The organism is Streptomyces sp. NPDC060027 (genome assembly GCF_042737005.1).
In the GTDB taxonomy this organism is placed as follows: domain Bacteria; phylum Actinomycetota; class Actinomycetes; order Streptomycetales; family Streptomycetaceae; genus Streptomyces.
Genome location: NZ_JBHWVI010000057.1, coordinates 1 through 19,844 on the forward strand (window position 1 = coordinate 1; position 19,844 = coordinate 19,844).

The window sequence follows — 19,844 nt, forward strand, 5'->3', positions numbered from 1 at the left end:
CCCGGAACGAGGCGTCTCGTGGGGGACTCTCCACCGTACCAAATGCACCAAAAACGGGGCCGGTGACCTTGGTCACCGGCCCCTCTGGACGACGTATGCCCTACAAATACAGGCCGGTCGAGTCCTCGGACCCTTCGAACCGGTCAGCGGCCACGGCGTGCAGATCCCGCTCGCGCATCAGCACGTAGGCGGTCCCGCGCACCTCGACCTCGGCACGGTCCTCGGGGTCGTACAGGACCCGGTCGCCCGGCTCGACCGTCCGGACGTTCTGTCCGACCGCGACGACCTCGGCCCAGGCGAGCCGACGGCCGACGGCCGCCGTCGCGGGGATCAGGATGCCGCCGCCGGAGCGCCGCTCGCCCTCGGCGGCGTCCTGCCGTACCAGCACGCGGTCGTGCAGCATCCGGATGGGCAACTTGTCGTCATGGGTGCTGTGCTTTTCCCGATTGGCGCTCACGCCCCGAACCTACCTGTCCCTGCCGGTTTCGTACGCGGGCGGGTCAGCCCTTGCCCCGCCGCGTGCCCACCACGAGCAGCCCGACGAGCCCGACCGCGACCAGAGCCGCCGGCACGATGCGCCCCAGTCTGGGCGCGCCCTCATCGGTGACGAACTGCCCCTTCACATCGCCGACGACGCGATTGACGCCGACGTAGGCGCGCCCCAGCGTGTGATCGATGTTCGAGGCGACCTTGGCCTTGGCGTCTCCGACGATCGTTTTCGGGTGTACCCGTACGCCGATCTCGTCGAGCGTGTCGGCGAGTTTTGCGCGGCGGTTCTTGATGTCCGCCTCGATCTGCGCCGGAGTCCTGGTATCCGGCGTTCTCGACGTATCCGACACCGCGCTGCCTCCGTGGTCGTGTTGTGACTCCCTGATTCGGACAGTCTGTCAGTTCGGACCGGACCGCACCCCTCGGCACCCCCCATTACGCTCGTTCCGTATCCATTCCATCCCCCCCGGCCACGTGAGGTTCCGATGAGCGAGCGACTCCAGCCCGGCGACACCGCCCCCGCTTTCACCCTGCCCGACGCCGACGGCAACGAGGTCTCCCTCGCCGACCACAAGGGCCGCAAGGTCATCGTCTACTTCTACCCGGCCGCCCTCACTCCCGGCTGCACGAAGCAGGCCTGCGACTTCACGGACAACCTCGACGTGCTGGCCGGCGCCGGCTACGACGTCATCGGCGTCTCCCCGGACAAGCCCGAGAAGCTCGCCAAGTTCCGCGAGAAGGAGTCCCTGAAGGTGACCCTGGTCGGGGACCCCGACAAGACGGTCCTGGAGGCCTACGGCGCCTTCGGCGAGAAGAAGCTGTACGGCAAGACGGTCGTCGGTGTCATCCGCTCCACGGTGGTCGTGGACGAGGAGGGCAAGGTCGAGCGGGCGCTGTACAACGTGAAGGCGACCGGGCACGTGGCGAAGATCATCAAGGATCTCGGGATCTGACCCTCGCGGGATCTGACCCCGGGATCTGACCCCGGGATCTGACCCCGGGATCCGACCGTTCAGGTCCTGGACGGGAGGCCGCCATGTCCTGCCGGGCGGGAGCCCGCTCAGGGTTTTCTGGACGTGAGCCCGCTCAGCGGGTCCTCGCCCGGTGTCGTGCCCGTGGTGCCGCCGTTCGTGGCTCCGCCGGTCGTGCCGCCCCCGCTGGTGGGGGATCCGGTGGTGCCGCCGTCCGTGGTGGTGCCACCGGTGGTGCCGCTCGGGGTTCCGCCGGAGCTGTTGGTGCCGCCGTTGGCCGGACTCTGGGTCCGGCCGCCGGTCCGGCCCTGGGTCTGGCCGTTCGTCGGCGCCGGTGTGCTGCCGTTCGCTCCGCCCTGTGTCCCGTCCTCGTCCTCGCCGCCGTCCGTGCCGTCGTCGTCCTGGTCGTCGGTGGCGTCCGGTTCGCTGGGCTCGTAGTTGGGGTAGTCCGGTTCCTCGGCGCCCGGCTGGAGCCGGAGGTCGAAGTCCGCCGCCTCGGTGTCATCGAGGGCGTCCCCGGTGAACTGGGCCCAGATCTGGGCGGGGTAGCCGCCGCCGTTGATGCGGGCCTGTCCGAGTGCGCCGTACAGGGACTTGTGGGCGCCGGTCTCGGGATCCTGGCCCATCACGGAGACGACGGTGGCGAGGTCGGGGGTGTAGCCCGCGAACCAGGCGGCCGTGTCCTCCTCCGCCGTGCCGGTCTTGCCCGCGGCGGGCCGGTCGGCGGCCTGCGCGGCCTGACCGGTGCCGCCGTCGACGACGCTCTGGAGCATCGAGGTGGTGGTGTCGGCCGCCTCGCGGCTCACCGTCTGCCGAACGCTGCGGGCAGGCAGTTCCACAGCCTCCTCGCCGTCCTTGGTGACCTTCTCGACGAGCGTGTACGTGCCGTGCCTGCCGTGGTTGGCGAGCGTGGCGTACGCCTCCGCCATGTCGAGGACGCTGGCGGTGGCCGGACCGAGGGCGATGGAGGGGGAGGCGGTCAGGTCGGGGGTGCCGGCGGGGATGCCGAGGGCCACTGCGGTCTTCTCCACCTCGGCGGGGCCGACGTCGACGGCCATCTGCGCGTACACCGAGTTGACCGACTTGTCGGTGGCGGTGCTGACGGTGATGTCGCCGTACGAGACGCCGTCCTCGTTCTCCGGGGCGTAGAGGCCGCCGTTCCAGCCCTCCACGGGACGCTGGTCGGTGCCGTCGTAGATCGTGTTCGGGGTGATGGCGCGGCCGTCCTGGGTCTGCGAGTCGTTCTGGACGGCCGAGGTGAAGACGAACGGCTTGAAGGTGGAGCCGACCTGGTAGTCGCGGCGGGTCGCGTTGTTGACGTACTGCTGGGTGTAGTCGATGCCGCCGTACATCGCGAGGACCTTGCCGCTGGACGGGTCGATGGCGACGCCGCCGGCGCGGACGTACGTGTCGACCTTGCGGTTCTTCTTGTCGAGCTGGTCCATCACCTGGTCGTTCACGGCCTCCACGAAGGCGTCCTGCTTGGGCTTCTGGAGTGTGGTGGTGACGCGGTAGCCGCCGGTGGTGAGGGTGTCCTCGTCGATGATCTTGTTCGAGGTCAGATAGTCGTTGACCGCCTGCACGAGGTAGCCGCGCTGGCCCGACATGCCCGCCGAGCCCTTGGCCTGCTTGGGCGGAGCGAAGGTGATGCGGGCGCGCTCCGCCGGGGTCAGCCACTTCTTCTTGACCATGCCGTCGAGGACGTAGTTCCAGCGGGCGAGGGCGGCGGCCTTGTTCTCGGGGTGCGTGATCACGTCGTACTCGCTGGGCGCGTTGAGCAGGGCGGCGAGGTAGGCGCCCTGGGCGACGGTGAGACGCTGGGCGTCGACGCCGTAGTAGGCCTGTGCGGCGGCCTGGATGCCGTAGGCGTTGCGGCCGTAGTAGCTGGTGTTGAGGTAGCCCTCCAGGATGTCGTCCTTGCTCTTCTCCCGGTCGAGCTTGATGGAGATGAAGAACTCCTTCACCTTGCGGGTGACGGTCTGTTCCTGGCCCAGGTAGTAGTTCTTCACGTACTGCTGGGTGATCGTCGAGCCGGACTGTCTGCCCTTGCCGGTGACGGTGTTCCAGCCGGCGCGGAGCATCGCCTTCGGGTCGACGGCGGACTCGGTGTAGAAGTCGCGGTCCTCGGCGGCGAGGGTGGCGTGCTGGGCGTCCTTGGAGATCTGGGCGAGCGAGACGTTCTCGCGGTTGACGTCGCCGTCGCGGGCGAGCTGGCTGCCGTCGGCGTACAGGTAGACGTTGCTCTGCTTGGTCGCGGCGGCGTTCGCGGGCGGGATCTTGACGAGGAAGTAGCCGAGCGCGAAGAGGCCGATCACGAGCAGCAGCGCGCCGAGGAGCGTGCCGAGCAGCATGCGCCAGGTCGGGACGAGCCTGCGCCAGCCGGTTCGCCTCTGCTTCTGCTTCTTGCCGGGCGTGCCCGGTGCTGCCTGTGGTCCCGCCGCGGGGGCCGGGGCCGGGCGGGGGCCCGGTTCCGGTTCCCTGGGTGCCCAGCCCTGGCTGCGTTGCTGCGCCTGCGGCTTGTCGCTCATCTGTTTGCCGAACTCCTGTTTATGATCGTACGTTCCCATACGACCTCGTACGCCTGGTGCGTCCCCTCTTGAAGACTCTCGCACCATGCGTTCCGTTCCCGGATCCCGGCACGTGTCGCGCCGGAAAATGCCTGGCGGGCCACGCGGGGCCGGGGCTAGGCTCCTGCGCTTTGGCTCAACGCGGAGGAAAGGGACGGGTTGTGGGCACAGCGCGGTTGTACGCGTCCGTCGCGGCGAGCGGGTTCCGGCGCTACGCCACCTATCGGATCGCCACCGCGGCGGGTGTCTTCACCAACACCGTCTTCGGGCTGATCCTGGCGTACATCTTCATCGCCCTGTGGGACACCAAGCCGCACCTCGGCGGCTACGACCAGGCACAGGCGCTCAGCTATGTGTGGCTCAGCCAGGCGCTGCTGATGGTGGTCGCCGTGATGGGCGGCGGCTTCGAGGACGAACTGATCGAGCGCATCCGTACGGGTGACATCGCGATCGACCTGTACCGGCCGGCCGACCTCCAGATGTGGTGGCTCGCCCAGGACATGGGCCGGGCGCTGTTCCATCTGATGGGCCGCGGAGTGGTCCCGCTCGCCTTCGGCGCCTTCTTCTTCGACCTGGCGCTGCCCTCCGATCCGCTGACCTGGCTCGCCTTCCTGGTCGCGGTCGTGCTCGGGGTGGCCGTCAGTTTCGCGATCCGTTTCCTGGTGGCGCTGTCCGCGTTCTGGCTTCTCGACGGGGCGGGCGTGGCGCAGCTGGCGTTCATCGCGGGGATCTTCTGCTCGGGGATGCTGCTGCCGCTGAACGTCTTCCCGGGCGTCCTCGGCGAGGTGGTACGGGCCCTGCCCTGGTCGTCGCTGATCCAGGCGCCCGTGGACGTCCTGCTCGGCACGGCCGATCCGTTGAGCACGTACGTGTCCCAGGCCGCCTGGGCCCTCGGGCTGCTCACGGCCGGGCGGCTGGTCCAGTCGGCGGCGACGAGGAGGGTGGTGGTGCAGGGTGGCTGACCCGGTGGAGCAGGGGGCGCGGGTCGTGGCCGGTCGGGTGGAGGAGGGGACGCGGGTCGTGGCCGGTCCGGTGCGGTCGGTGGTCCGCGCGGGGGACTTCCAGCCCTTCGAGCGGCAGGGGGCGTACGAGCGGCTGCGCGACGGGCTGCGCGCCTACCGTCTGATCACCGCGATGTGGATCCGCTCCACGATGGCCTACCGGGCGTCCTTCGCGATGACGGCCTTCGGGAACTTCGCGGCGACCGCCCTCGACTTCGTGGCGATCGTGCTGATGTTCTCGCAGGTCGACCGGATCGGCGGCTACAGCCTGCCCGAGGTCGCCCTGCTCTACGGGGTGGCCGGCACCGCCTTCGGGCTCGCGGACCTCGCGCTCGGATCGATGGACCGGCTCGGGCGCCGGGTGCGCGACGGCACGCTCGACACGCTCCTGGTCCGCCCCGTGCCCGTGCTCGCGCAGGTCGCGGCGGACCGCTTCGCGCTGCGCCGGCTCGGCCGTGTCACCCAGGGTCTGCTCGTCCTCGGATACGCCCTCGCCGTGCTCGACATCCACTGGACGCCGCTCAAGGTGCTGCTGATCCCGCTGATGCTGCTCAGCGGCGGAGCGATCTTCTCGGCGGTGTTCGTGGCGGGCGCGTCCTTCCAGTTCGTCGCACAGGACGCAGCCGAGGTGCAGAACTCCTTCACGTACGGCGGCAGCACGCTCCTGCAGTACCCGCCGACCGTCTTCGCCAAGGACCTGCTGCGCGGGGTGACCTTCGTGCTCCCGCTCGCCTTCGTCAACTGGCTGCCCGCGCTGTACGTGCTGGGGCGGCCCTATCCGCTCGACCTGCCGACGTGGGTCGCGTTCACACCACCACTCGTGGCGGCGGGCTGCTGCGCGCTGGCCGGGATCGCCTGGCGCGCGGGGCTGCGCGCGTACCGGAGTACGGGAAGTTAGGGGAATGGGCGTGGCCATCGCCGGGGACAGCGAACTCACCGGGCCGGAGCGGGACTTCACCGGCCCGGACCGTGACATCAAGGGTCCGGACCATGACTTCATCGAGCTCGACGGCGTCGAGAAGGTCTTCGACGTGCGCAGGAAGACGGGCTTCCTGCGCAGTGAGCGCCGGCAGGTGCGGGCCGTCGACTCGATCTCCTTCACCGTGCGGCGCGGCGAGATGGTCGGCTACATCGGCCCGAACGGCGCCGGCAAGTCGACCACCATCAAGATGCTGACCGGCATCCTCACCCCGTCCGGCGGCCGGCTGCGTGTCGCGGGCCTCGACCCGTCCCGCGAGCGCACCCGTCTCGCGCGCCGGATCGGCGTCGTGTTCGGGCAGCGCACGACCCTGTGGTGGGACCTCCCGCTGATCGACTCCTACCGGCTGATGCACCGCATGTACCGCATCCCGGACGGGCGTTACCGGGAGAACCTCGACCGTTGTGTCGAACTCCTGGAGCTCGGCGACCTGTTGGACGTCCCGGTGCGGCAGCTGTCGCTGGGGCAGCGGATGCGCGGCGACATCGCGGCGGCCCTGCTGCACGACCCCGAGGTGCTCTACCTCGACGAGCCGACGATCGGGCTCGACGTGATCAGCAAGGCGCGGGTCCGGGAGTTCCTGCGGGACCTGAACGCCGAGCGGGGTACGACCGTTCTGCTCACCACGCACGACCTCACCGACATCGAGCAGTTGTGCCGGCGGGTGATGGTCATCGACCACGGGCGGCTGATGTACGACGGTCCGCTGAGCGGGCTGCACGAGGTGGGGGAGAGCGAGCGGACCCTGGTGGTGGACCTGGAGCGGGAACTGCCGCCGATCGAGGTGGAGTCGGCGCGGGTGGTGAAGGTGGAGGGGCCGCGGCAGTGGCTGGCCTTTCCCGCCGCCGGGTCGGCGGCTCCGCTGGTGGCGCGGATCGCGGCGGAGTATCCGTTGATGGACCTCTCGGTGCGGGAGCCGGACATCGAGGCGGTCATCAGCCGCATGTACGCGGGGAAGGCCGGTACGGCGGGGAAAGCGGTCTCGCAGCGGGAGGCGCCGGAAGGGCGGGCCGGATAGCCCGCGGGCGGAGGAACTCGTAGGCTGCTGCTTATGACCGACGACGAACTCCCGGAGCTGCGCGCCTCCGACGCCGATCGTGAACGAGTCGCCGAACAGTTGAGGGACGCTCTCGCTGAAGGCCGCCTCGACATGGAGGAGTTCGAGGAGCGGCTGGAGGCGACGTACACCGCCCGTACCTACGGTGAGTTGACGCCGATCACCCGCGATCTGCCGGGTACGGCCGCGAGTGCTCCCATATCCATGGTCAAGAAGCCGGTGGACGACGGGAGTTGGGCCGCCCGCATCGTCGGCGGTGAGGGCTCGTCCTCGTGGGGCGTGGCGATCCTGTCCGGATTCGAGCGCAAGGGCCGCTGGACGGTGCCGAAGCGCTTCAACTCCTTCGCCTTCATGGGCGGTGGTGAACTCGACCTGCGCGAGGCGAACTTCGCGGACCGCGAGGTCGTCGTCAACTGCGTCGCGGTCATGGGCGGGATGAACGTGATCGTGCCGCCCGGCGTCGAGGTCGTCGTCCGCGGCATCGGCATCATGGGCGGCTTCGACCACCGTGAGTCGGACCAGGCCGGCGAACCCGGGGCACCCCGGGTGATCGTCACGGGCTTCGCCTTCTGGGGCGGTGTCGGCGTCGAGCGCAAACTCACCCGTGCCGAGCGGCAGCGCCTCAAGGAGGAGCGCCGCCAGGAGAAGCTGGAGCGCAGGGCGGCCCGCAGGGAGCTGCAGGGTTCCCGGGGCGGGGGTGTCGACGACATGTTCGACGTGCTCGACGACGCCCGTGACCTGATCCGGGACCGTCACGAGGAACGGCACGAACGCCACGAGGAGCGCAGGGAGCGGCACCGGGAGCGCCGGGAGCACCGCCACTGGCGGCACGACGGCGACTACTGAACGACGGCGCCGTCCGGGCCGCGGGCCTCCGGCGCCGTCCGGTGCCACCGAGGTCCGGCGCGTCCGGTGCCACCGAGGTCAAACGCCGGCAAGTGCCACCGAGGTCCGGCGCCGTCCCGGGCTGTCGACGCCGGCGGATCACAGGTCCGCCGGAGCCGTGCCCTTCAGGTCGCCCAGGTCGAACACGTCGGCCATCCGCCGGTACCCCTTGTCGCTGGGGTGCAGGTGGTCGCCCGAGTCGTAGTCGCTCCGCAGCCGGCGCGGGTTGTACGGGTCCCGCAGGGCCGCGTCGAAGTCGACGACGGCGTCGTACACCTTCCCGGACCGGATCTCCGCGTTCACGGCCCGGCGTACGGCATCCCGCGCGTCCGTGTAACCCCGGTGTCCCTGGAAGGGCATCAGCGTGGCGCCGACGACGCGCAGTCCACGGGCGTGCGCGTGCCGCACCAGAGTCCGCAGGCCGTCGGTGATGGTGCGCGGATCGACCTGGTTCGGGTTGCGCAGGATGTCGTTGACACCGAGGTCGATGACGACGGCCCTGACGTTCGTACGGTCGAGCACGTCCCGCCCGAAGCGGCTCAGCCCGCTGGGGTTGTCGGCCGGCCGGCCGAGCCCGGCGGCGAGGATCTGGTTCCCGCTGATGCCCTGGTTGACGACGCTGTAGCGGGGCGTGTCGCCGCTTCCGGCCGAGGCGCGCAGCCGCTCCGAAAGGACGTCCGTCCAGCGGTGGTTGGCCCCCACGGTGGAGGTGATGCCGTCGGTGAGCGAATCGCCGAGGACGACGACGGTGCCCGCGGCGTCGTCGCTCAGCACGTCGAGCGAGGTCAAGTAGCGCCAGTACGGGCTCTGTCCGGTGTACGAGACGCCGCTCACGTCCTCCGTACGGTCGCCCTCGGCGACGTACGAGAGCTGCCGTGCGAACGGGTGGTAGGTGACCGGGCCGGACGGGGTCGGCGAGTACGTCGTCACGAGGACGTCCGCGCCGTGCGGGATGCGCACGCGCACGGCGTCGCTCGTCAGCTGTCCGCCGGCCGGGACCACGGCCGTCGTGGCGCCGCCGAACGTGAGGCGGCGCATGGTGCCGACCGCGGCGGCGGCGTTGTTCGCGGTCGCGGCCACGGCGATCGTGGCGTGCGTGACGGTGAGCGGCTGCTGCCCGTAGAGATTGGACAGCGTGATGCGGGCACTCGTACCCCCGGCGGCCGAGTGCACGACGTTGCGCACGGAGCGGCCCGCCAGTCCGCTCGTCTCCGTGCCGGGCTCGGCTCCGGCCGGGGAGGCCGACCAGGCGCCGACCCAGGTGCCGGTGGAGGCGGGGGCGGCGGCGTTGTGCGTCGTGCGGCCACCGGCGACGTCGGACCTGGTGCCGGCGCCGTCGTCGGCCGCGACACCGATGTATATGGCTGCGGAAAGGACCAGGACCACGGCGAGGACCGCGGCGAGCAGGGCATAACCGTGACGCTTGGTCATGCGATGCGTTTCTCCTCCGACGAGTGGGAGCCCGAGACTCCGAAGTGATCACCCCATGATGCGTCATGGAGTGGGCGAGCACCGAAGCACCCCCTACGGGACCCCCCGGTCGATTCCCCATCCGAACAGACGCCGGGAACTCCTGTGTCGTTCCAGGAGTCGGTCAAGAAGAGAGGGAGAAAGGGACAATGTGTACGCGGTGTGACGCGGCCTGCGAACGGGTGGAGTGAATGGAACGCACGAATTCGGGTGAACCGGACGACATGGAGCAGCATGCCCGTCCCGGCACCGCCGCGAACGCGACGACGGCCGCCGGGCCTCCGGGCCGGGCGATGAACACCTTCAGCCCCGCCGACGAGGAGAAGCGCCGCGGGGTACGCCGGATGAAGGCGACCGCCACCGGCCTGCTGCTCTTCGTCGCCCTCGTCTACGTGCTGGCCAAGTGGGCCTCGCACGAGGGCGCGGGCGCCTGGGCCGGCTATGTCGCGGCGGCCGCCGAGGCGGGCATGGTCGGCGCGCTGGCCGACTGGTTCGCCGTCACGGCCCTCTTCCGGCATCCGCTCGGCCTGCCCATCCCGCACACCGCGATCATCCCCACCAAGAAGGACCAGCTGGGCGTCTCGCTGGGCGAGTTCGTCGGCGAGAACTTCCTCTCCGAGGACGTCGTCCGGCAGCGGCTGCGCGCCGTGGGGATCGGCAGCAGGCTGGGCACCTGGCTCGCCGATCCCGAGCACGCGGACCGGGTCACGGCCGAACTGGCCGCCGCGCTCCGAGGCGCGCTGACCGTCCTCAGGGACTCCGACGTCCAGGCCGTCGTAGGTGAGGCGATCACCCGGCGCGCCGACGCCCAGGAAATCGCGCCCGGCATAGGGAAGATGCTGGAGAGGATCGTCGCGGACGGCGGCCACAGACGGATCGTCGACCTGGTGGTCACCCGCGCCCACGACTGGCTGGTGTTCCACGACGAGCAGGTCATGGACGCCGTCCAGGGCGGCGCGCCCGGCTGGACGCCCCGGTTCGTCGACAAGAAGGTCGGCGAGCGCGTCTACAGGGAACTACTCCGCTTCGTCACGGAGATGCGCGACTCCCCGTCCCACCCGGCCCGCGGCGCCCTCGACCGGTTCCTCACCGACTTCGCCTCCGACCTCCAGTCCGACACCGACACCCGCGCGCGCGTGGAGCGCCTCAAGGGCGAGGTGCTGGGCCGGGGCGAGGTCCAGGACCTGATCGCCTCCGCGTGGACCGCCGTACGGTCGATGATCGTGTCCGCGGCCGAGGACGAGCGCAGTGAGCTGAGGCTGCGTGTGCGCGCCTCCCTGCTGTCCCTCGGCGCCCGGATGGCCACCGAACCCAAGCTCCAGGCCAAGGTCGACGGCTGGCTGGAGGGCGCCGCGGTGTACGTCGTGACCACGTACCGCAAGGAGATCACCTCGCTCATCACGGACACGGTCGCGGGCTGGGACGCCGAGCACACGACCAAGAAGATCGAGGCGAACATCGGCCGGGACCTCCAGTTCATCCGGATCAACGGCACGGTGGTCGGCTCACTGGCCGGACTGCTGATCTACGTGGTGTCGCGGGCGCTGGGGGCGTGATCGGCCGGGGCGGGGGCACCCGGGCGGGGTTCGCCCGAAGAAGAGGGAGCCCATGTCAGCCCCAGCCTCGCCGGTTCCAACGCCCGCCTCCACCGATACCGTCACGACGAACGTGCCCGCCCGCCTGGACCGGCTGCCGTGGTCCCGCTGGCACTGGATGATCGTGATCGGCCTCGGGACCGTCTGGATCCTGGACGGCCTCGAGGTCACCACCGTCGGCAACATCGCGGGCCGGCTCTCCGAGGAGGGCAGCGGCCTGGCCATCTCCTCGGCGCAGGTCACCGGTATCGCGGCGGCGCTCTATGTGGCGGGCGCCTGCGCGGGCGCCCTGTTCTTCGGGTGGCTGACCGACCGGTACGGCCGCAAGAAGCTCTTCATGGTCACCCTGGTCGTCTACCTGTCGGCGACCGCGCTGACCGCGCTGTCCTTCGACGCCTGGTGGTTCTTCACCTTCCGCTTCCTCACCGGCTTCGGCATCGGCGGCGAGTACGCGGCCATCAACTCGGCGATCGACGAGCTCATCCCCGCCAAGTTCCGCGGCCGCGTCGACCTGATCATCAACGGCAGCTACTGGCTCGGCGCGATCGGCGGCGCACTGCTGTCGATCGTCATGCTGAACACGGACATCTTCCCCAAGGACCTCGGCTGGCGGCTGACGTTCGGCCTCGGTGTGGTCCTCGGTCTGGTGATCCTGCTGGTCAGGCGGCATGTGCCGGAGAGCCCGCGGTGGCAGTACATCCACGGCCGCGGCGAGGAGGCGGAGGGGCTGGTCACGTCCGTCGAGCGGGAGATCGAGGAGGAGAAGGGCGCACCGCTGCCGCCCCCCGAGGGCGAGATCACCATCCAGCAGCGCAAGAGCATCGGCTTCGGCGTGATCGCCAGGACCGTCTTCGGGCGCTACCCGAAACGGGCCGTGCTCGGCCTCGCCCTCTTCATCGGCCAGGCCTTCCTCTACAACGCGATCACCTTCGGCTTCGGCTCGATCCTCACCACGTTCTTCGACGTGCCCACCGGCGGCACCGGCTACTACTTCGCCGTCATCGCGGCCGGCAACTTCCTCGGCCCGCTGCTGCTGGGCAAGCTCTTCGACACCGTCGGCCGCCGGGTGATGATCTCCTCGACCTACCTGCTCTCGGGTGTGCTGCTGTTCGGCACGGCATGGCTCTTCGACCAGGGCTCGCTCACCGCGGTGACGATGACGGCCTGCTGGTGCGTGGTGCTCTTCTTCGCGTCGGCGGGCGCCTCCAGCGCCTATCTGACCGTCTCCGAGGTCTTCCCGATGGAGACGCGGGCGATGGCCATCGCCTTCTTCTACGCCATCGGCACCGCCGCCGGCGGCATCAGCGGGCCGCTGGTCTTCGCCGACCTCACCAAGTCCGGCGTCGTCGGCGACACGGTGCTCGCCTTCCAGATCGGCGCCGGCCTGATGTGCGCCGCGGGCCTGGTCGCCGTGTTCCTGGCGGTCAACGCCGAGCGCCGTTCCCTGGAGGACATCGCCGCGCCGCTGTCGACGGCACCCGCCCCGGCGGACACGTCCTCGTCGGCACCGTCCGCGCGTCCGACCTGAGTCGGGCAGCGGGCGTCCGCCTTGAGTCGGGCAGCGGGCGCCCGACCTGGGTCGGGCGCCGCGCGCCTTCTGGGTATCCCGTTCTGAGTACGCGTACTCTGTCGCGCCCCCGCGGCGCGCGGAACCCTCGTACGCATGACCGAGAAGCTGCTCCGCCCCTTGCGAACGCGCCCCTGGCCGGAACGCTGGCTGACGCGCGTGCTCGGCGCCGCCCTGTCCTGCGCGGCGTACCTCATCTGCCTTCCCTGGGACCTGCGCAACCGCCCCGAGACGCCGGACTCCGTCGTGGAGACCACCCCGGTGACCGGCACGGGAGTCCTCGCCCTCGGCGCGGCCCTGCTGCTCCTGGCCGTCCACTTCGGGCACCGGGACGCGCTGGCCTGGCCGTTGCTGCTGGTCGTGGCACCTCCGGCCACCCTGCTGTACATGTCGCTGCGCACCCACCCGGGACCCCCGGACGGCTTCGCCGGCGCGTGGCCGCTGACCTGGGCGTTCCTCACCCTGGTGGGGGCCGCCGCCGTGCTGTTCGTGGCCGCGGTGGCACGGCAGTTCCGGGCGGACCTGGCGGACGCGTGGGAGGAGGAGCTGAGCCTGCCCGCCCGGTCGTGAGACGGTTCGTCCCAGGGTTCCGTGCCGCGCCGGCCGACCGCTCGTCACGCACCGCGCCGGCTGTGCGGCACGGACGTCGGCCACCGTCCGTCACGGACGTCGGCCCCTGCCCACGCGTCGCGAGGAGGACACCGGTGACCATCCGCAGGATCGTCCCCGACATCCAGGTCGGGTCCGAGCGGGACATGACGACGAACCGGGACTTCTACGGCCTGCTCGGCTTCGAGGAGGTCATGAACCAGGGCTGGGTCATGACCCTCGCGTCCCCGTCCAACCCCACCGCCCAGATCAGCTTCCTCACCGAGGAACGCACCGCTCCCGTCGTCCCCGACCTGAGCGTTGAGGTCGAGGACGTCGACGCCGTGTACGCGCAGGTGATCGCGTCGGGCGCGGAGGTCCTGCGGGAACTGCGGGACGAGGAGTGGGGCGTACGGCGGTTCTTCGTACGGGATCCGAACGGGCGGGTGGTGAATGTGCTGGGGCATCGGGGGTGAGGGCGCGAGGCCGTGAGGGAGCGGCTCGTGAGCGTCGCGTCGCACCGGGCCTGCCCCGCACCCTCACTGACCGTAAGTCCCCTGCCCTCACTGGCCGTAGAAGTACCGGGAGCCCTTCTCGTTGAAGTACGAGGCGTAGACGCGTCCGAGGACCGGCTTGCCGCGGTACATCCCGACGTACTGGCGCGAACTGTCGACCACGACGGGCCGGGTCATGCAGGCGAACTTGACCCGCTGCTGGGCCTCGGCCCACTGCACGGCCGCCGGATCGACCCGGTCGCTGACCAGCAGCGGGAAGGCGCCGACGCCGTTCTGCATGCCGACGGGCAGACCGCCCTTGGTGTCCTTGGCGTACCGCATCACCTGGTCGGTGAAGGCGGAGACGGCCGGCACGGTTATCTCCGGGACGGCCGCGGCCACCGTGAACAGGTGCAGCTTCGTCGCCATCCAGCGCATCCGGAACTCGGCCCGTCGTCCGACGAGTACGGGCACCCCGGCCCAGTCCTCCCACCGCGTGGTGCAACCGTCCTCGGTCAACTGACGTTCCACGAAGGCCAGGTAGGTGCCCGGCGCCGACTGATCCTGTTGTGCGTACATGAGCGGGATCCTAGGCTCCCGGAGGCGGCACGCTAAGCCCCTGTGGTGGACCCCGGGCGGATGATCATCAGGACGGTGACGGTGGCCCACAACAGGTTGAAGATCCCGGTGAACATCGCGAGCCGCACGGTCGCCGCACGGCCTCCCGTCCCCTGCGGGGTCAGGCCCTCCGAGGTCAGGTTCTCCGAGGTCAGGTTTTCCGGGGTCAGGCTCTGCAGGATCGCGCTCTGCCGGGGCAGCACCAGCGCGCCGAGGACCACGGCCGCGAGCGCGGTCAGCGCGATCGAGACGATCAGCCAGGTATCGCCGAGCACGCCCATGGAGTTCGCCGTGGCGAACCCGAAGACGGGGACGACGACGCCCACCACGGCGTACACCTGGCAGATGCGGTGCAGCAGCCGCGTGGTGGCGAGGGCGTCCGCGCCGTCCGGCGCGTCGAGAACCTTGCGCGCGGCCGGCGGGAACATGCTCGCGGCCACCGTGACGGGCCCGACGGCGATGATCGCGGCGATGACATGGACGGCGAGGAGGAACTTGGTCACGGGGTGACGGTAGGGGCCGGGGCGGATCTTGGAGAAGTGGCACTTCTGCCAGGGAGCAACGGATTCCAGCCAGTGTTCTGACGGCTGGTCCGGGCTGGGCTGCACGGCCGGTCCGGACTGGGTTCCGTGGCTGGTCCGAACTGGGCTGCATGGCTGGCCCGGGCCGGGCTTCGGGTTCCATGGCTGGTCGGGGCTGGGCTTTATCGCTGGGCCGAACTGGGCTGCATGGTTGCTCCGGGCTGGCTGCATGGCTGGGCCGGGCTGGGCTTTGGGGGTCTGTTCATGCCGGTGTGCCGGTGTGCCGGTCTGCTCGGGAGCTTCACCGGGTGACGGGAATCCGGCGTACACCTAGGCTCCAGCCATGCACACCGTGGCCGTACTGGCACTGGACCAGGTCATCCCGTTCGACCTCTCCGCCCCGATCGACACCTTCGGCTGGGCCCGGCTGCCCGACGGGCGGCCCGCGTACCGGACCCGGGTGTGCTCGGTCACCGCGGACGCGGAGGTGAGCGCGGGTCCGTTCACGCTGCGCGCCCCGTACGGTCTGGAGGCGCTGGCCGAGGCGGACACGATCGTCCTGCCCGGGCGGGCCGACCCGTCGCTGCCCCTGCCGCCGGGCGTCGCGGAGGCGCTGCGCGCGGCGGCCGCGAACGGTACGCGGATCGCGTCGATCTGCGTCGGCGCGTTCGTCTTCGCCGCCACGGGCCTGCTGGACGGACTCCGGGCGACCACGCACTGGCTCGCGGCCGGTGAACTGGCAGCGAAGTACCCGGCGGTGACCGTCGACCCGAACGTGCTCTACGTCGACAACGGCCAGTTCCTCACCTCGGCGGGTGCGGCGGCGGCCCTGGACCTGTGCCTGCACATGATCCGCAGGGACCACGGCTCGGCGGTCGCCGCACACGCGGCCCGGCTGTCCGTGATGCCGCTCGAACGGGAGGGCGGCCAGGCGCAGTTCATCGTCCAGACGCAGCCCCCGGTACCGGCGGGCACGACGATGGAGCCGCTGCTCGCCTGGCTGGAGGAGAACGCGGACCGGGAGCTGACCCTGGAGGGCATCGCGGACCACGCCGGAATGAGCACCCGCACCCTCAACCGCCGGTTCCGCGAACAGACCGGCACGACCCCGCTCCAGTGGCTGCACCTGGCCCGGGTACGCCGCGCCCAGTACCTCCTGGAGACGACCACGTACCCGGTCGAACGCATCGCCACCCAGGCGGGCTTCGGCTCCCCGACGGCATTCCGGGAACGCTTCAAGCGGGTGGTGGGGACGAGCCCGTACGCGTACCGGCGGGCGTTCCGGGGAGCGGGGGCGTCTTGAGGGGGGTCCAGTGACCAGGCTCCCTGACCTGTGACCCCTGACCCCTGATCCTTGACCCGGCTCCCTGAAGGGGGAGGGGAGCCGAGTCGTTCAGGCTCGCCGGTCGGCGACGGCCCAGGAGGCGACGGCCATGGCACCGGCGACGCCGAAGACGGCGGGCCAGGCGCCCACCTTCTTGGCCAGCGGGTGCGACCCGGCGAAGGCGGCGACGTACGCGGCGGTCAGCGCCCCGGCGGCCCTCCCGCCGGCCTGCTGCTTCCACTGCTGCGCGGCGACGGCCCCGGCGGCGGCCAGCACGACCCCGCCCAGCTGCCGCTTCCTCGTCCAACGGGCGACGCCGTACCCACCGACAAGCCCGCCGGCGGCCACCATCGCGGCCGGAACCTTCGCCATCACTGCCTCCTCGTTCGTCACCCGAGGCTAACGCCCTGTCGGAGCGCGGCGGGCCCGGCCCCGGGCGCGGAGCTCGGTCACATAGCCCGCGGAGACGGCGCAGCCGGCACCGGCGAGGGCGAAGCCCAGGACGGCGGGACCGACGTAACGGGGGACGATGTCGTAACTCCCGCCGTCACTCGTCTCGCACACGAAGCCCGGGGGCACGTAGCTCACGGAGTAGCCGGAGATCTCGATCCCTCGCTCATGCCGCTCCAGCCACCCCGACGTACGGCAGGGCCGGACCGGCGCCGAGTCGGTGCCTCCGTCCTCCGCATCCATGAGCGAACCGGCGACGTGGAGCAGCCCCCAGGCGTAAAGGGCGACGGCGGCGGCGCCCGAGAAGGCGGCGAGCGTCCGAAGTGCCAGGGTCGCCTCGCCGCGCCGCTCACCGCGCCGCGCGAGGACGCTGCAGCCGTACCCGATGAGGCCGAAGGCGGTGACAGCGGCGATGACGAGGAACAGCAGAGTCAGAAACCACATCGCGGCCCCACATGTCGATCGGTCGGTGAATCCGCCGAGTCCAGCACGACGATCGCGGCGCACCTGTGGCGGAGCCCACAGTTCCGGCAACAGCGGCGTCACAGTTCACGCGGGTCACCGACAGGCCGACTGTCGGTGGCACCCGCTTGGATGGACCGCATGACAGCCCAAGACATCGCCGACGCGCTGCCCGACATCGGCTCCCTGAGAGATCTCTGCCGATCGATGGCCATGGCGGAGGCGATAGTGAACCCCGGGGGCGAGTGCTACCACTCGTACAGCGCGCGGTGGTCGGAGACCGAGGAAGCGGCCTCGATGAGAAACGGATCCGGCGACGAGTACGACATCGTCTTCGCCCGCACCGGCGCGTACATCCGCGGCTTCGACCACGAGTCCCCGTTGAGCCCGTACGGCCACGAGGACGTGCCGGAGCCCTGGCCCGGCGTGCTGGACTCAGTACCGGAACCCTTCCGGCGCTATGTCCACGAGCCCGCCTTCACGGACGAGGACGGATGCCCGGTGGTGACGGTGTGCCTGTGGCGCGACACGGACGCCCCGACCTGGGAGACCGGCCGGATCACCTTCCCCGAAGGACATCCGGACCCCGACGGCTCGGACTGGCTCTTCCACCTACTCCTCACCCCGACCCCCGAGGCGTTCCAGGCGTTCGCCGAGGACTACTACGAGACGTCCGTGAACATCGAGGCAGTACGCGCCCTCTACGAGCTGCGCCCGCTCGGCCGAGGTCACATCGCCGCCCTGAACCCTTCGGCCGACGTCGAGACGGTGATCGCGGAGGCCGGGAGGATCGGCTACCCACTCGCAGCGGACTTGCTGCCAGAGGCGGGGTGACGGCGGGGCGCCATCTCGCCATCCATGCGCCCTGTCGGCGTCAAGCAATCGCATCGCCGCTTCCGTTGCCCCGCTCTGCGGGAAGGTGTCGTATGAAGGCCCGCCAAGTCGGAGGGCGAACTACGACGATCGGACCGTCGGGGGTCTTGGAGTCGCGAATCAGCGTGCCCGCGTTCGTGTGGGCGCACTCGACGCATTCGGTGCCGCTGCCGCCGCTGTAGGAGGACTTGAACCAGAGGGGCGCCAGCGGTTCAGGCATTACGACTCCTTGCTTATGCGGCCGATGAGCGCTACCGAGGACTCCAGATCGAGTGCCTGCGCGCTGAGGTACTGGAACGCCAACCTATAGCGCTCCAATTCCTGATGCTTCTCCATGAACAGGCCACCGCCCAGGACGTCTACATACACGACGTCCAATTCTGGGGTTGGCCCGCGCAAGATCGCGAAGCTACCAACGGCTGCTGCATGGGCTCCTGTTGAGAAGGTCAGCACCTGGGTAGTGATGTGGGGCTGTTCCGATAGGGCGAGGAGATGCTGAAGTTGCTCGTGCATGACCTCGCGTCCGCCGACGCTTCGGCGGATCGCCGCTTCGTCGATCACGCACCAGATGTGCGGGGGCTCATCCCGGTGCAGGAGTTCCTGTCGCTTCATGCGGATGTCGACCATGTGCTGCACCTCCCTCTCCGGGCACTGCATCTCCGAGGCGCGGTGGACGGCCTCGGCGTAACCGCGCGTTTGGAGTAGGCCGGGGATGTACATGCAGGCGTAGTGGTCCTCGCGCACGACCTCGTCTTCTAGCGTGAGCATCAAGTTCATGGACTCGGGAATGGGATCAGCGAGGGATCGCCACCAGCCTTGAATCTTCGCACCCTTGGCGAGTTCGACGAGGGCGAGACGCTCCTCGTCTGTGGTGCCGTACTCCCGGCAAAGTGCGTCTACGGCTGGCCACTTGACCGATCCCTCTTTGGTCTCGTAGCGGCTAAGCGTTGCCTTGGAGATCCCGACGCGTGCGCCCGCCTCCTCCAGAGTGAGCCTTTTACGTTCTCGTAGGCGCCGTAGAGCGGCGCCAAGCTGGCGTCTGCGAGTGGTAGGTCCAACTGCCATGGGTGCGGCCCTCCGTACGGATCTCTCAGATCGTGATGGCTGCCCGACGGTGGTGGCAAGGTCGCGTACGCCGGGGCGCGCGAGCACTGTCGCGCTCCCACTCGCTGCCTGAATCACAAGGTGAGAGTTCCATTTTGAGAGTTCCACTGCAACTCTCGGTGATGAGTCAATCGCAGAAGGCGATACGGCCAGCGGGAAGGAGTGAGGCATGGAGTGCACGAGGTGCGTGCCGAGGAAGCCATGGGGCATCCCGTTCGTAGCGGAAACGAGAGAGGTGCCAGCTCTTCGCCGCATCATGCGGCTTCATCTGGGGCTGTGGGGCATCTGTGAGGTCAGCGACGCGGCCCAGTTGTGCGTTACCGAACTCGTCTCCAATGTCATCACCCACGTGGGCTCGGGCACCCCGGCCACGCTTGCCGTTTCGATGAATGGCACGCACCTGCGCATCGAGGTCCATGACCCAGACGCTCGCGCCTTGCCAACTCTCGTTGAGGCGGCGGCTGATTCCGAAGGCGGGCGAGGCATGGCGCTCGTGGACGCCGTCGCGGAACGTTGGGGTGTGGTGCTCCACCCGGACCGAAAGGTCACGTGGTGCGAGCTGTCCACTCAGCTGAGTTCATCCGACGGCCACAGCGGAGGCGCCCGCGTGGCAAGAGCTGGAGCGATGCTCGGTTTCTACGGTGTGACGCGACTGTCCCGGGTGACGGCTCCGAGCACGTTAGGCGTGGCTGTAGCGGCAGAGGCGGCTATCGAAGTCATCGCCGACCTCCTCCACTGGCTTCGAGCGCACGGCCGTGACGGGGACGAGGCGCTGGATCGCGCACAGATGCGCCTCGAAGCGGAGCTGGGCATGGATGGCGACTGAATC

Annotated in this window: 22 protein-coding genes; 12 read left to right on the plus strand and 10 right to left on the minus strand. The window is 69.9% G+C overall.

Annotated elements, in window-relative coordinates:
- Positions 1 to 100 precede the first annotated feature (100 nt).
- Both ACFWBT_RS16875 and ACFWBT_RS16880 read right to left on the minus strand, forming a co-directional pair.
- Complete coding sequence (locus tag ACFWBT_RS16875; protein ID WP_052454563.1) at positions 101 to 403, minus strand: co-chaperone GroES; 303 nt, start codon at positions 401 to 403, stop codon at positions 101 to 103.
- 97 nt (positions 404 to 500) lie between these two features.
- Positions 501 to 839 (minus strand): DUF3618 domain-containing protein, encoded by a 339-nt coding sequence (locus tag ACFWBT_RS16880; RefSeq protein WP_385700708.1) that lies wholly within the window; start codon positions 837 to 839, stop codon positions 501 to 503.
- A gap of 135 nt (positions 840 to 974) precedes the next feature.
- On the opposite strand from ACFWBT_RS16880, the gene bcp reads away from it, so the two are divergent.
- Positions 975 to 1,442, plus strand: coding sequence for a thioredoxin-dependent thiol peroxidase (gene bcp, locus ACFWBT_RS16885; protein WP_266759207.1), 468 nt, complete (start codon positions 975 to 977; stop codon positions 1,440 to 1,442).
- Positions 1,443 to 1,549: 107 nt separating this feature from the next.
- Here the strand turns inward: bcp and ACFWBT_RS16890 are convergent, their stop codons facing one another.
- On the minus strand, positions 1,550 to 3,988 hold the full coding sequence (locus ACFWBT_RS16890) for a transglycosylase domain-containing protein (RefSeq protein WP_385700711.1): 2,439 nt from the start codon (positions 3,986 to 3,988) through the stop codon (positions 1,550 to 1,552).
- A 200-nt stretch (positions 3,989 to 4,188) separates the two neighbouring features.
- Here ACFWBT_RS16890 and ACFWBT_RS16895 point away from each other — a divergent pair, with 200 nt between their 5' ends.
- The 4 genes from ACFWBT_RS16895 to ACFWBT_RS16910 all read left to right on the plus strand — a co-directional run bounded on the left by ACFWBT_RS16895 (position 4,189) and on the right by ACFWBT_RS16910 (position 7,910).
- Positions 4,189 to 4,989 (plus strand): ABC transporter permease, encoded by an 801-nt coding sequence (locus ACFWBT_RS16895; RefSeq protein WP_385700714.1) that lies wholly within the window; start codon positions 4,189 to 4,191, stop codon positions 4,987 to 4,989.
- Positions 4,990 to 5,068: 79 nt separating this feature from the next.
- Entirely contained in the window at positions 5,069 to 5,926 is an 858-nt protein-coding gene (locus tag ACFWBT_RS16900) for an ABC transporter permease (protein WP_385700797.1), read from the plus strand.
- A gap of 76 nt (positions 5,927 to 6,002) precedes the next feature.
- A complete protein-coding gene (locus tag ACFWBT_RS16905) occupies positions 6,003 to 7,025 on the plus strand; it encodes an ATP-binding cassette domain-containing protein (RefSeq protein WP_385700799.1) in 1,023 nt (340 codons plus the stop codon).
- A gap of 33 nt (positions 7,026 to 7,058) precedes the next feature.
- Positions 7,059 to 7,910, plus strand: a complete 852-nt coding sequence (locus ACFWBT_RS16910; protein WP_385700716.1) for a DUF1707 domain-containing protein — start codon at positions 7,059 to 7,061, stop codon at positions 7,908 to 7,910.
- Positions 7,911 to 8,048: 138 nt separating this feature from the next.
- Here the strand turns inward: ACFWBT_RS16910 and ACFWBT_RS16915 are convergent, their stop codons facing one another.
- Complete coding sequence (locus ACFWBT_RS16915) at positions 8,049 to 9,380, minus strand: SGNH/GDSL hydrolase family protein (protein ID WP_385700718.1); 1,332 nt, start codon at positions 9,378 to 9,380, stop codon at positions 8,049 to 8,051.
- Positions 9,381 to 9,610: 230 nt separating this feature from the next.
- Here ACFWBT_RS16915 and ACFWBT_RS16920 point away from each other — a divergent pair, with 230 nt between their 5' ends.
- From ACFWBT_RS16920 to ACFWBT_RS16935, 4 genes are all read left to right on the plus strand, one after another.
- The gene (locus tag ACFWBT_RS16920) at positions 9,611 to 10,975 is read left to right on the plus strand and encodes a DUF445 domain-containing protein (protein ID WP_385700721.1); all 1,365 of its coding nucleotides are present in this window, start codon (positions 9,611 to 9,613) and stop codon (positions 10,973 to 10,975) included.
- Between the two features lie 52 nt (positions 10,976 to 11,027).
- Positions 11,028 to 12,542: an MFS transporter gene (locus ACFWBT_RS16925; protein WP_385700723.1), complete on the plus strand. Its 1,515-nt coding sequence runs from the start codon at positions 11,028 to 11,030 to the stop codon at positions 12,540 to 12,542.
- Positions 12,543 to 12,677: 135 nt separating this feature from the next.
- On the plus strand, positions 12,678 to 13,151 hold the full coding sequence (locus ACFWBT_RS16930; protein ID WP_385700726.1) for a hypothetical protein: 474 nt from the start codon (positions 12,678 to 12,680) through the stop codon (positions 13,149 to 13,151).
- A 134-nt stretch (positions 13,152 to 13,285) separates the two neighbouring features.
- The gene (locus ACFWBT_RS16935) at positions 13,286 to 13,645 is read left to right on the plus strand and encodes a VOC family protein (protein WP_385700729.1); all 360 of its coding nucleotides are present in this window, start codon (positions 13,286 to 13,288) and stop codon (positions 13,643 to 13,645) included.
- An 87-nt stretch (positions 13,646 to 13,732) separates the two neighbouring features.
- Here ACFWBT_RS16935 and ACFWBT_RS16940 read toward each other — a convergent pair whose 3' ends face one another.
- Entirely contained in the window at positions 13,733 to 14,242 is a 510-nt protein-coding gene (locus tag ACFWBT_RS16940; RefSeq protein ID WP_385700732.1) for a levansucrase, read from the minus strand.
- Positions 14,243 to 14,274: 32 nt separating this feature from the next.
- On the minus strand, positions 14,275 to 14,784 hold the full coding sequence (locus ACFWBT_RS16945; protein WP_385700735.1) for a hypothetical protein: 510 nt from the start codon (positions 14,782 to 14,784) through the stop codon (positions 14,275 to 14,277).
- 361 nt (positions 14,785 to 15,145) lie between these two features.
- On the opposite strand from ACFWBT_RS16945, the gene ACFWBT_RS16950 reads away from it, so the two are divergent.
- Positions 15,146 to 16,105 (plus strand): GlxA family transcriptional regulator, encoded by a 960-nt coding sequence (locus ACFWBT_RS16950; protein WP_385700738.1) that lies wholly within the window; start codon positions 15,146 to 15,148, stop codon positions 16,103 to 16,105.
- 90 nt (positions 16,106 to 16,195) lie between these two features.
- On the opposite strand, the gene ACFWBT_RS16955 is transcribed toward ACFWBT_RS16950, so the two are convergent.
- Together ACFWBT_RS16955 and ACFWBT_RS16960 are read right to left on the minus strand one after the other, a co-directional pair.
- Positions 16,196 to 16,498 (minus strand): hypothetical protein, encoded by a 303-nt coding sequence (locus ACFWBT_RS16955; protein ID WP_385700740.1) that lies wholly within the window; start codon positions 16,496 to 16,498, stop codon positions 16,196 to 16,198.
- 27 nt (positions 16,499 to 16,525) lie between these two features.
- Positions 16,526 to 17,020, minus strand: coding sequence for a hypothetical protein (locus ACFWBT_RS16960; RefSeq protein ID WP_385700743.1), 495 nt, complete (start codon positions 17,018 to 17,020; stop codon positions 16,526 to 16,528).
- Positions 17,021 to 17,179: 159 nt separating this feature from the next.
- Between ACFWBT_RS16960 and ACFWBT_RS16965 the strand changes: the two genes are divergently transcribed.
- A complete protein-coding gene (locus ACFWBT_RS16965) occupies positions 17,180 to 17,872 on the plus strand; it encodes a hypothetical protein (RefSeq protein ID WP_385700746.1) in 693 nt (230 codons plus the stop codon).
- A 40-nt stretch (positions 17,873 to 17,912) separates the two neighbouring features.
- Here the strand turns inward: ACFWBT_RS16965 and ACFWBT_RS16970 are convergent, their stop codons facing one another.
- Positions 17,913 to 18,131: a DUF397 domain-containing protein gene (locus ACFWBT_RS16970; protein ID WP_385700749.1), complete on the minus strand. Its 219-nt coding sequence runs from the start codon at positions 18,129 to 18,131 to the stop codon at positions 17,913 to 17,915.
- Entirely contained in the window at positions 18,131 to 18,976 is an 846-nt protein-coding gene (locus ACFWBT_RS16975; protein WP_385700751.1) for a helix-turn-helix domain-containing protein, read from the minus strand. Before ACFWBT_RS16975 ends, ACFWBT_RS16970 begins: the two co-directional genes overlap by 1 nt.
- A 208-nt stretch (positions 18,977 to 19,184) precedes the next feature.
- Between ACFWBT_RS16975 and ACFWBT_RS16980 the strand changes: the two genes are divergently transcribed.
- The gene (locus tag ACFWBT_RS16980; RefSeq protein WP_385700753.1) at positions 19,185 to 19,841 is read left to right on the plus strand and encodes an ATP-binding protein; all 657 of its coding nucleotides are present in this window, start codon (positions 19,185 to 19,187) and stop codon (positions 19,839 to 19,841) included.
- Positions 19,842 to 19,844 lie beyond the last annotated feature (3 nt).

What these genes read in the sequence shown, in the direction of transcription:
- ACFWBT_RS16975 (WP_385700751.1), bottom strand. Translation starts at nt 18,976, where the DNA reads ATGGCAGTTGGACCTACCACTCGCAGACGCCAGCTTGGCGCCGCTCTA.
- ACFWBT_RS16875 (WP_052454563.1), bottom strand. Translation starts at nt 403, where the DNA reads ATGCTGCACGACCGCGTGCTGGTACGGCAGGACGCCGCCGAGGGCGAG.
- ACFWBT_RS16910 (WP_385700716.1), top strand. Translation starts at nt 7,059, where the DNA reads ATGACCGACGACGAACTCCCGGAGCTGCGCGCCTCCGACGCCGATCGT.
- ACFWBT_RS16950 (WP_385700738.1), top strand. Translation starts at nt 15,146, where the DNA reads ATGCACACCGTGGCCGTACTGGCACTGGACCAGGTCATCCCGTTCGAC.
- ACFWBT_RS16965 (WP_385700746.1), top strand. Translation starts at nt 17,180, where the DNA reads ATGACAGCCCAAGACATCGCCGACGCGCTGCCCGACATCGGCTCCCTG.
- ACFWBT_RS16920 (WP_385700721.1), top strand. Translation starts at nt 9,611, where the DNA reads ATGGAACGCACGAATTCGGGTGAACCGGACGACATGGAGCAGCATGCC.
- ACFWBT_RS16890 (WP_385700711.1), bottom strand. Translation starts at nt 3,988, where the DNA reads ATGAGCGACAAGCCGCAGGCGCAGCAACGCAGCCAGGGCTGGGCACCC.
- ACFWBT_RS16915 (WP_385700718.1), bottom strand. Translation starts at nt 9,380, where the DNA reads ATGACCAAGCGTCACGGTTATGCCCTGCTCGCCGCGGTCCTCGCCGTG.
- ACFWBT_RS16930 (WP_385700726.1), top strand. Translation starts at nt 12,678, where the DNA reads ATGACCGAGAAGCTGCTCCGCCCCTTGCGAACGCGCCCCTGGCCGGAA.
- ACFWBT_RS16955 (WP_385700740.1), bottom strand. Translation starts at nt 16,498, where the DNA reads ATGGCGAAGGTTCCGGCCGCGATGGTGGCCGCCGGCGGGCTTGTCGGT.
- ACFWBT_RS16940 (WP_385700732.1), bottom strand. Translation starts at nt 14,242, where the DNA reads ATGTACGCACAACAGGATCAGTCGGCGCCGGGCACCTACCTGGCCTTC.
- ACFWBT_RS16980 (WP_385700753.1), top strand. Translation starts at nt 19,185, where the DNA reads ATGGAGTGCACGAGGTGCGTGCCGAGGAAGCCATGGGGCATCCCGTTC.
- ACFWBT_RS16925 (WP_385700723.1), top strand. Translation starts at nt 11,028, where the DNA reads ATGTCAGCCCCAGCCTCGCCGGTTCCAACGCCCGCCTCCACCGATACC.
- bcp (WP_266759207.1), top strand. Translation starts at nt 975, where the DNA reads ATGAGCGAGCGACTCCAGCCCGGCGACACCGCCCCCGCTTTCACCCTG.
- ACFWBT_RS16970 (WP_385700749.1), bottom strand. Translation starts at nt 18,131, where the DNA reads ATGCCTGAACCGCTGGCGCCCCTCTGGTTCAAGTCCTCCTACAGCGGC.
- ACFWBT_RS16960 (WP_385700743.1), bottom strand. Translation starts at nt 17,020, where the DNA reads ATGTGGTTTCTGACTCTGCTGTTCCTCGTCATCGCCGCTGTCACCGCC.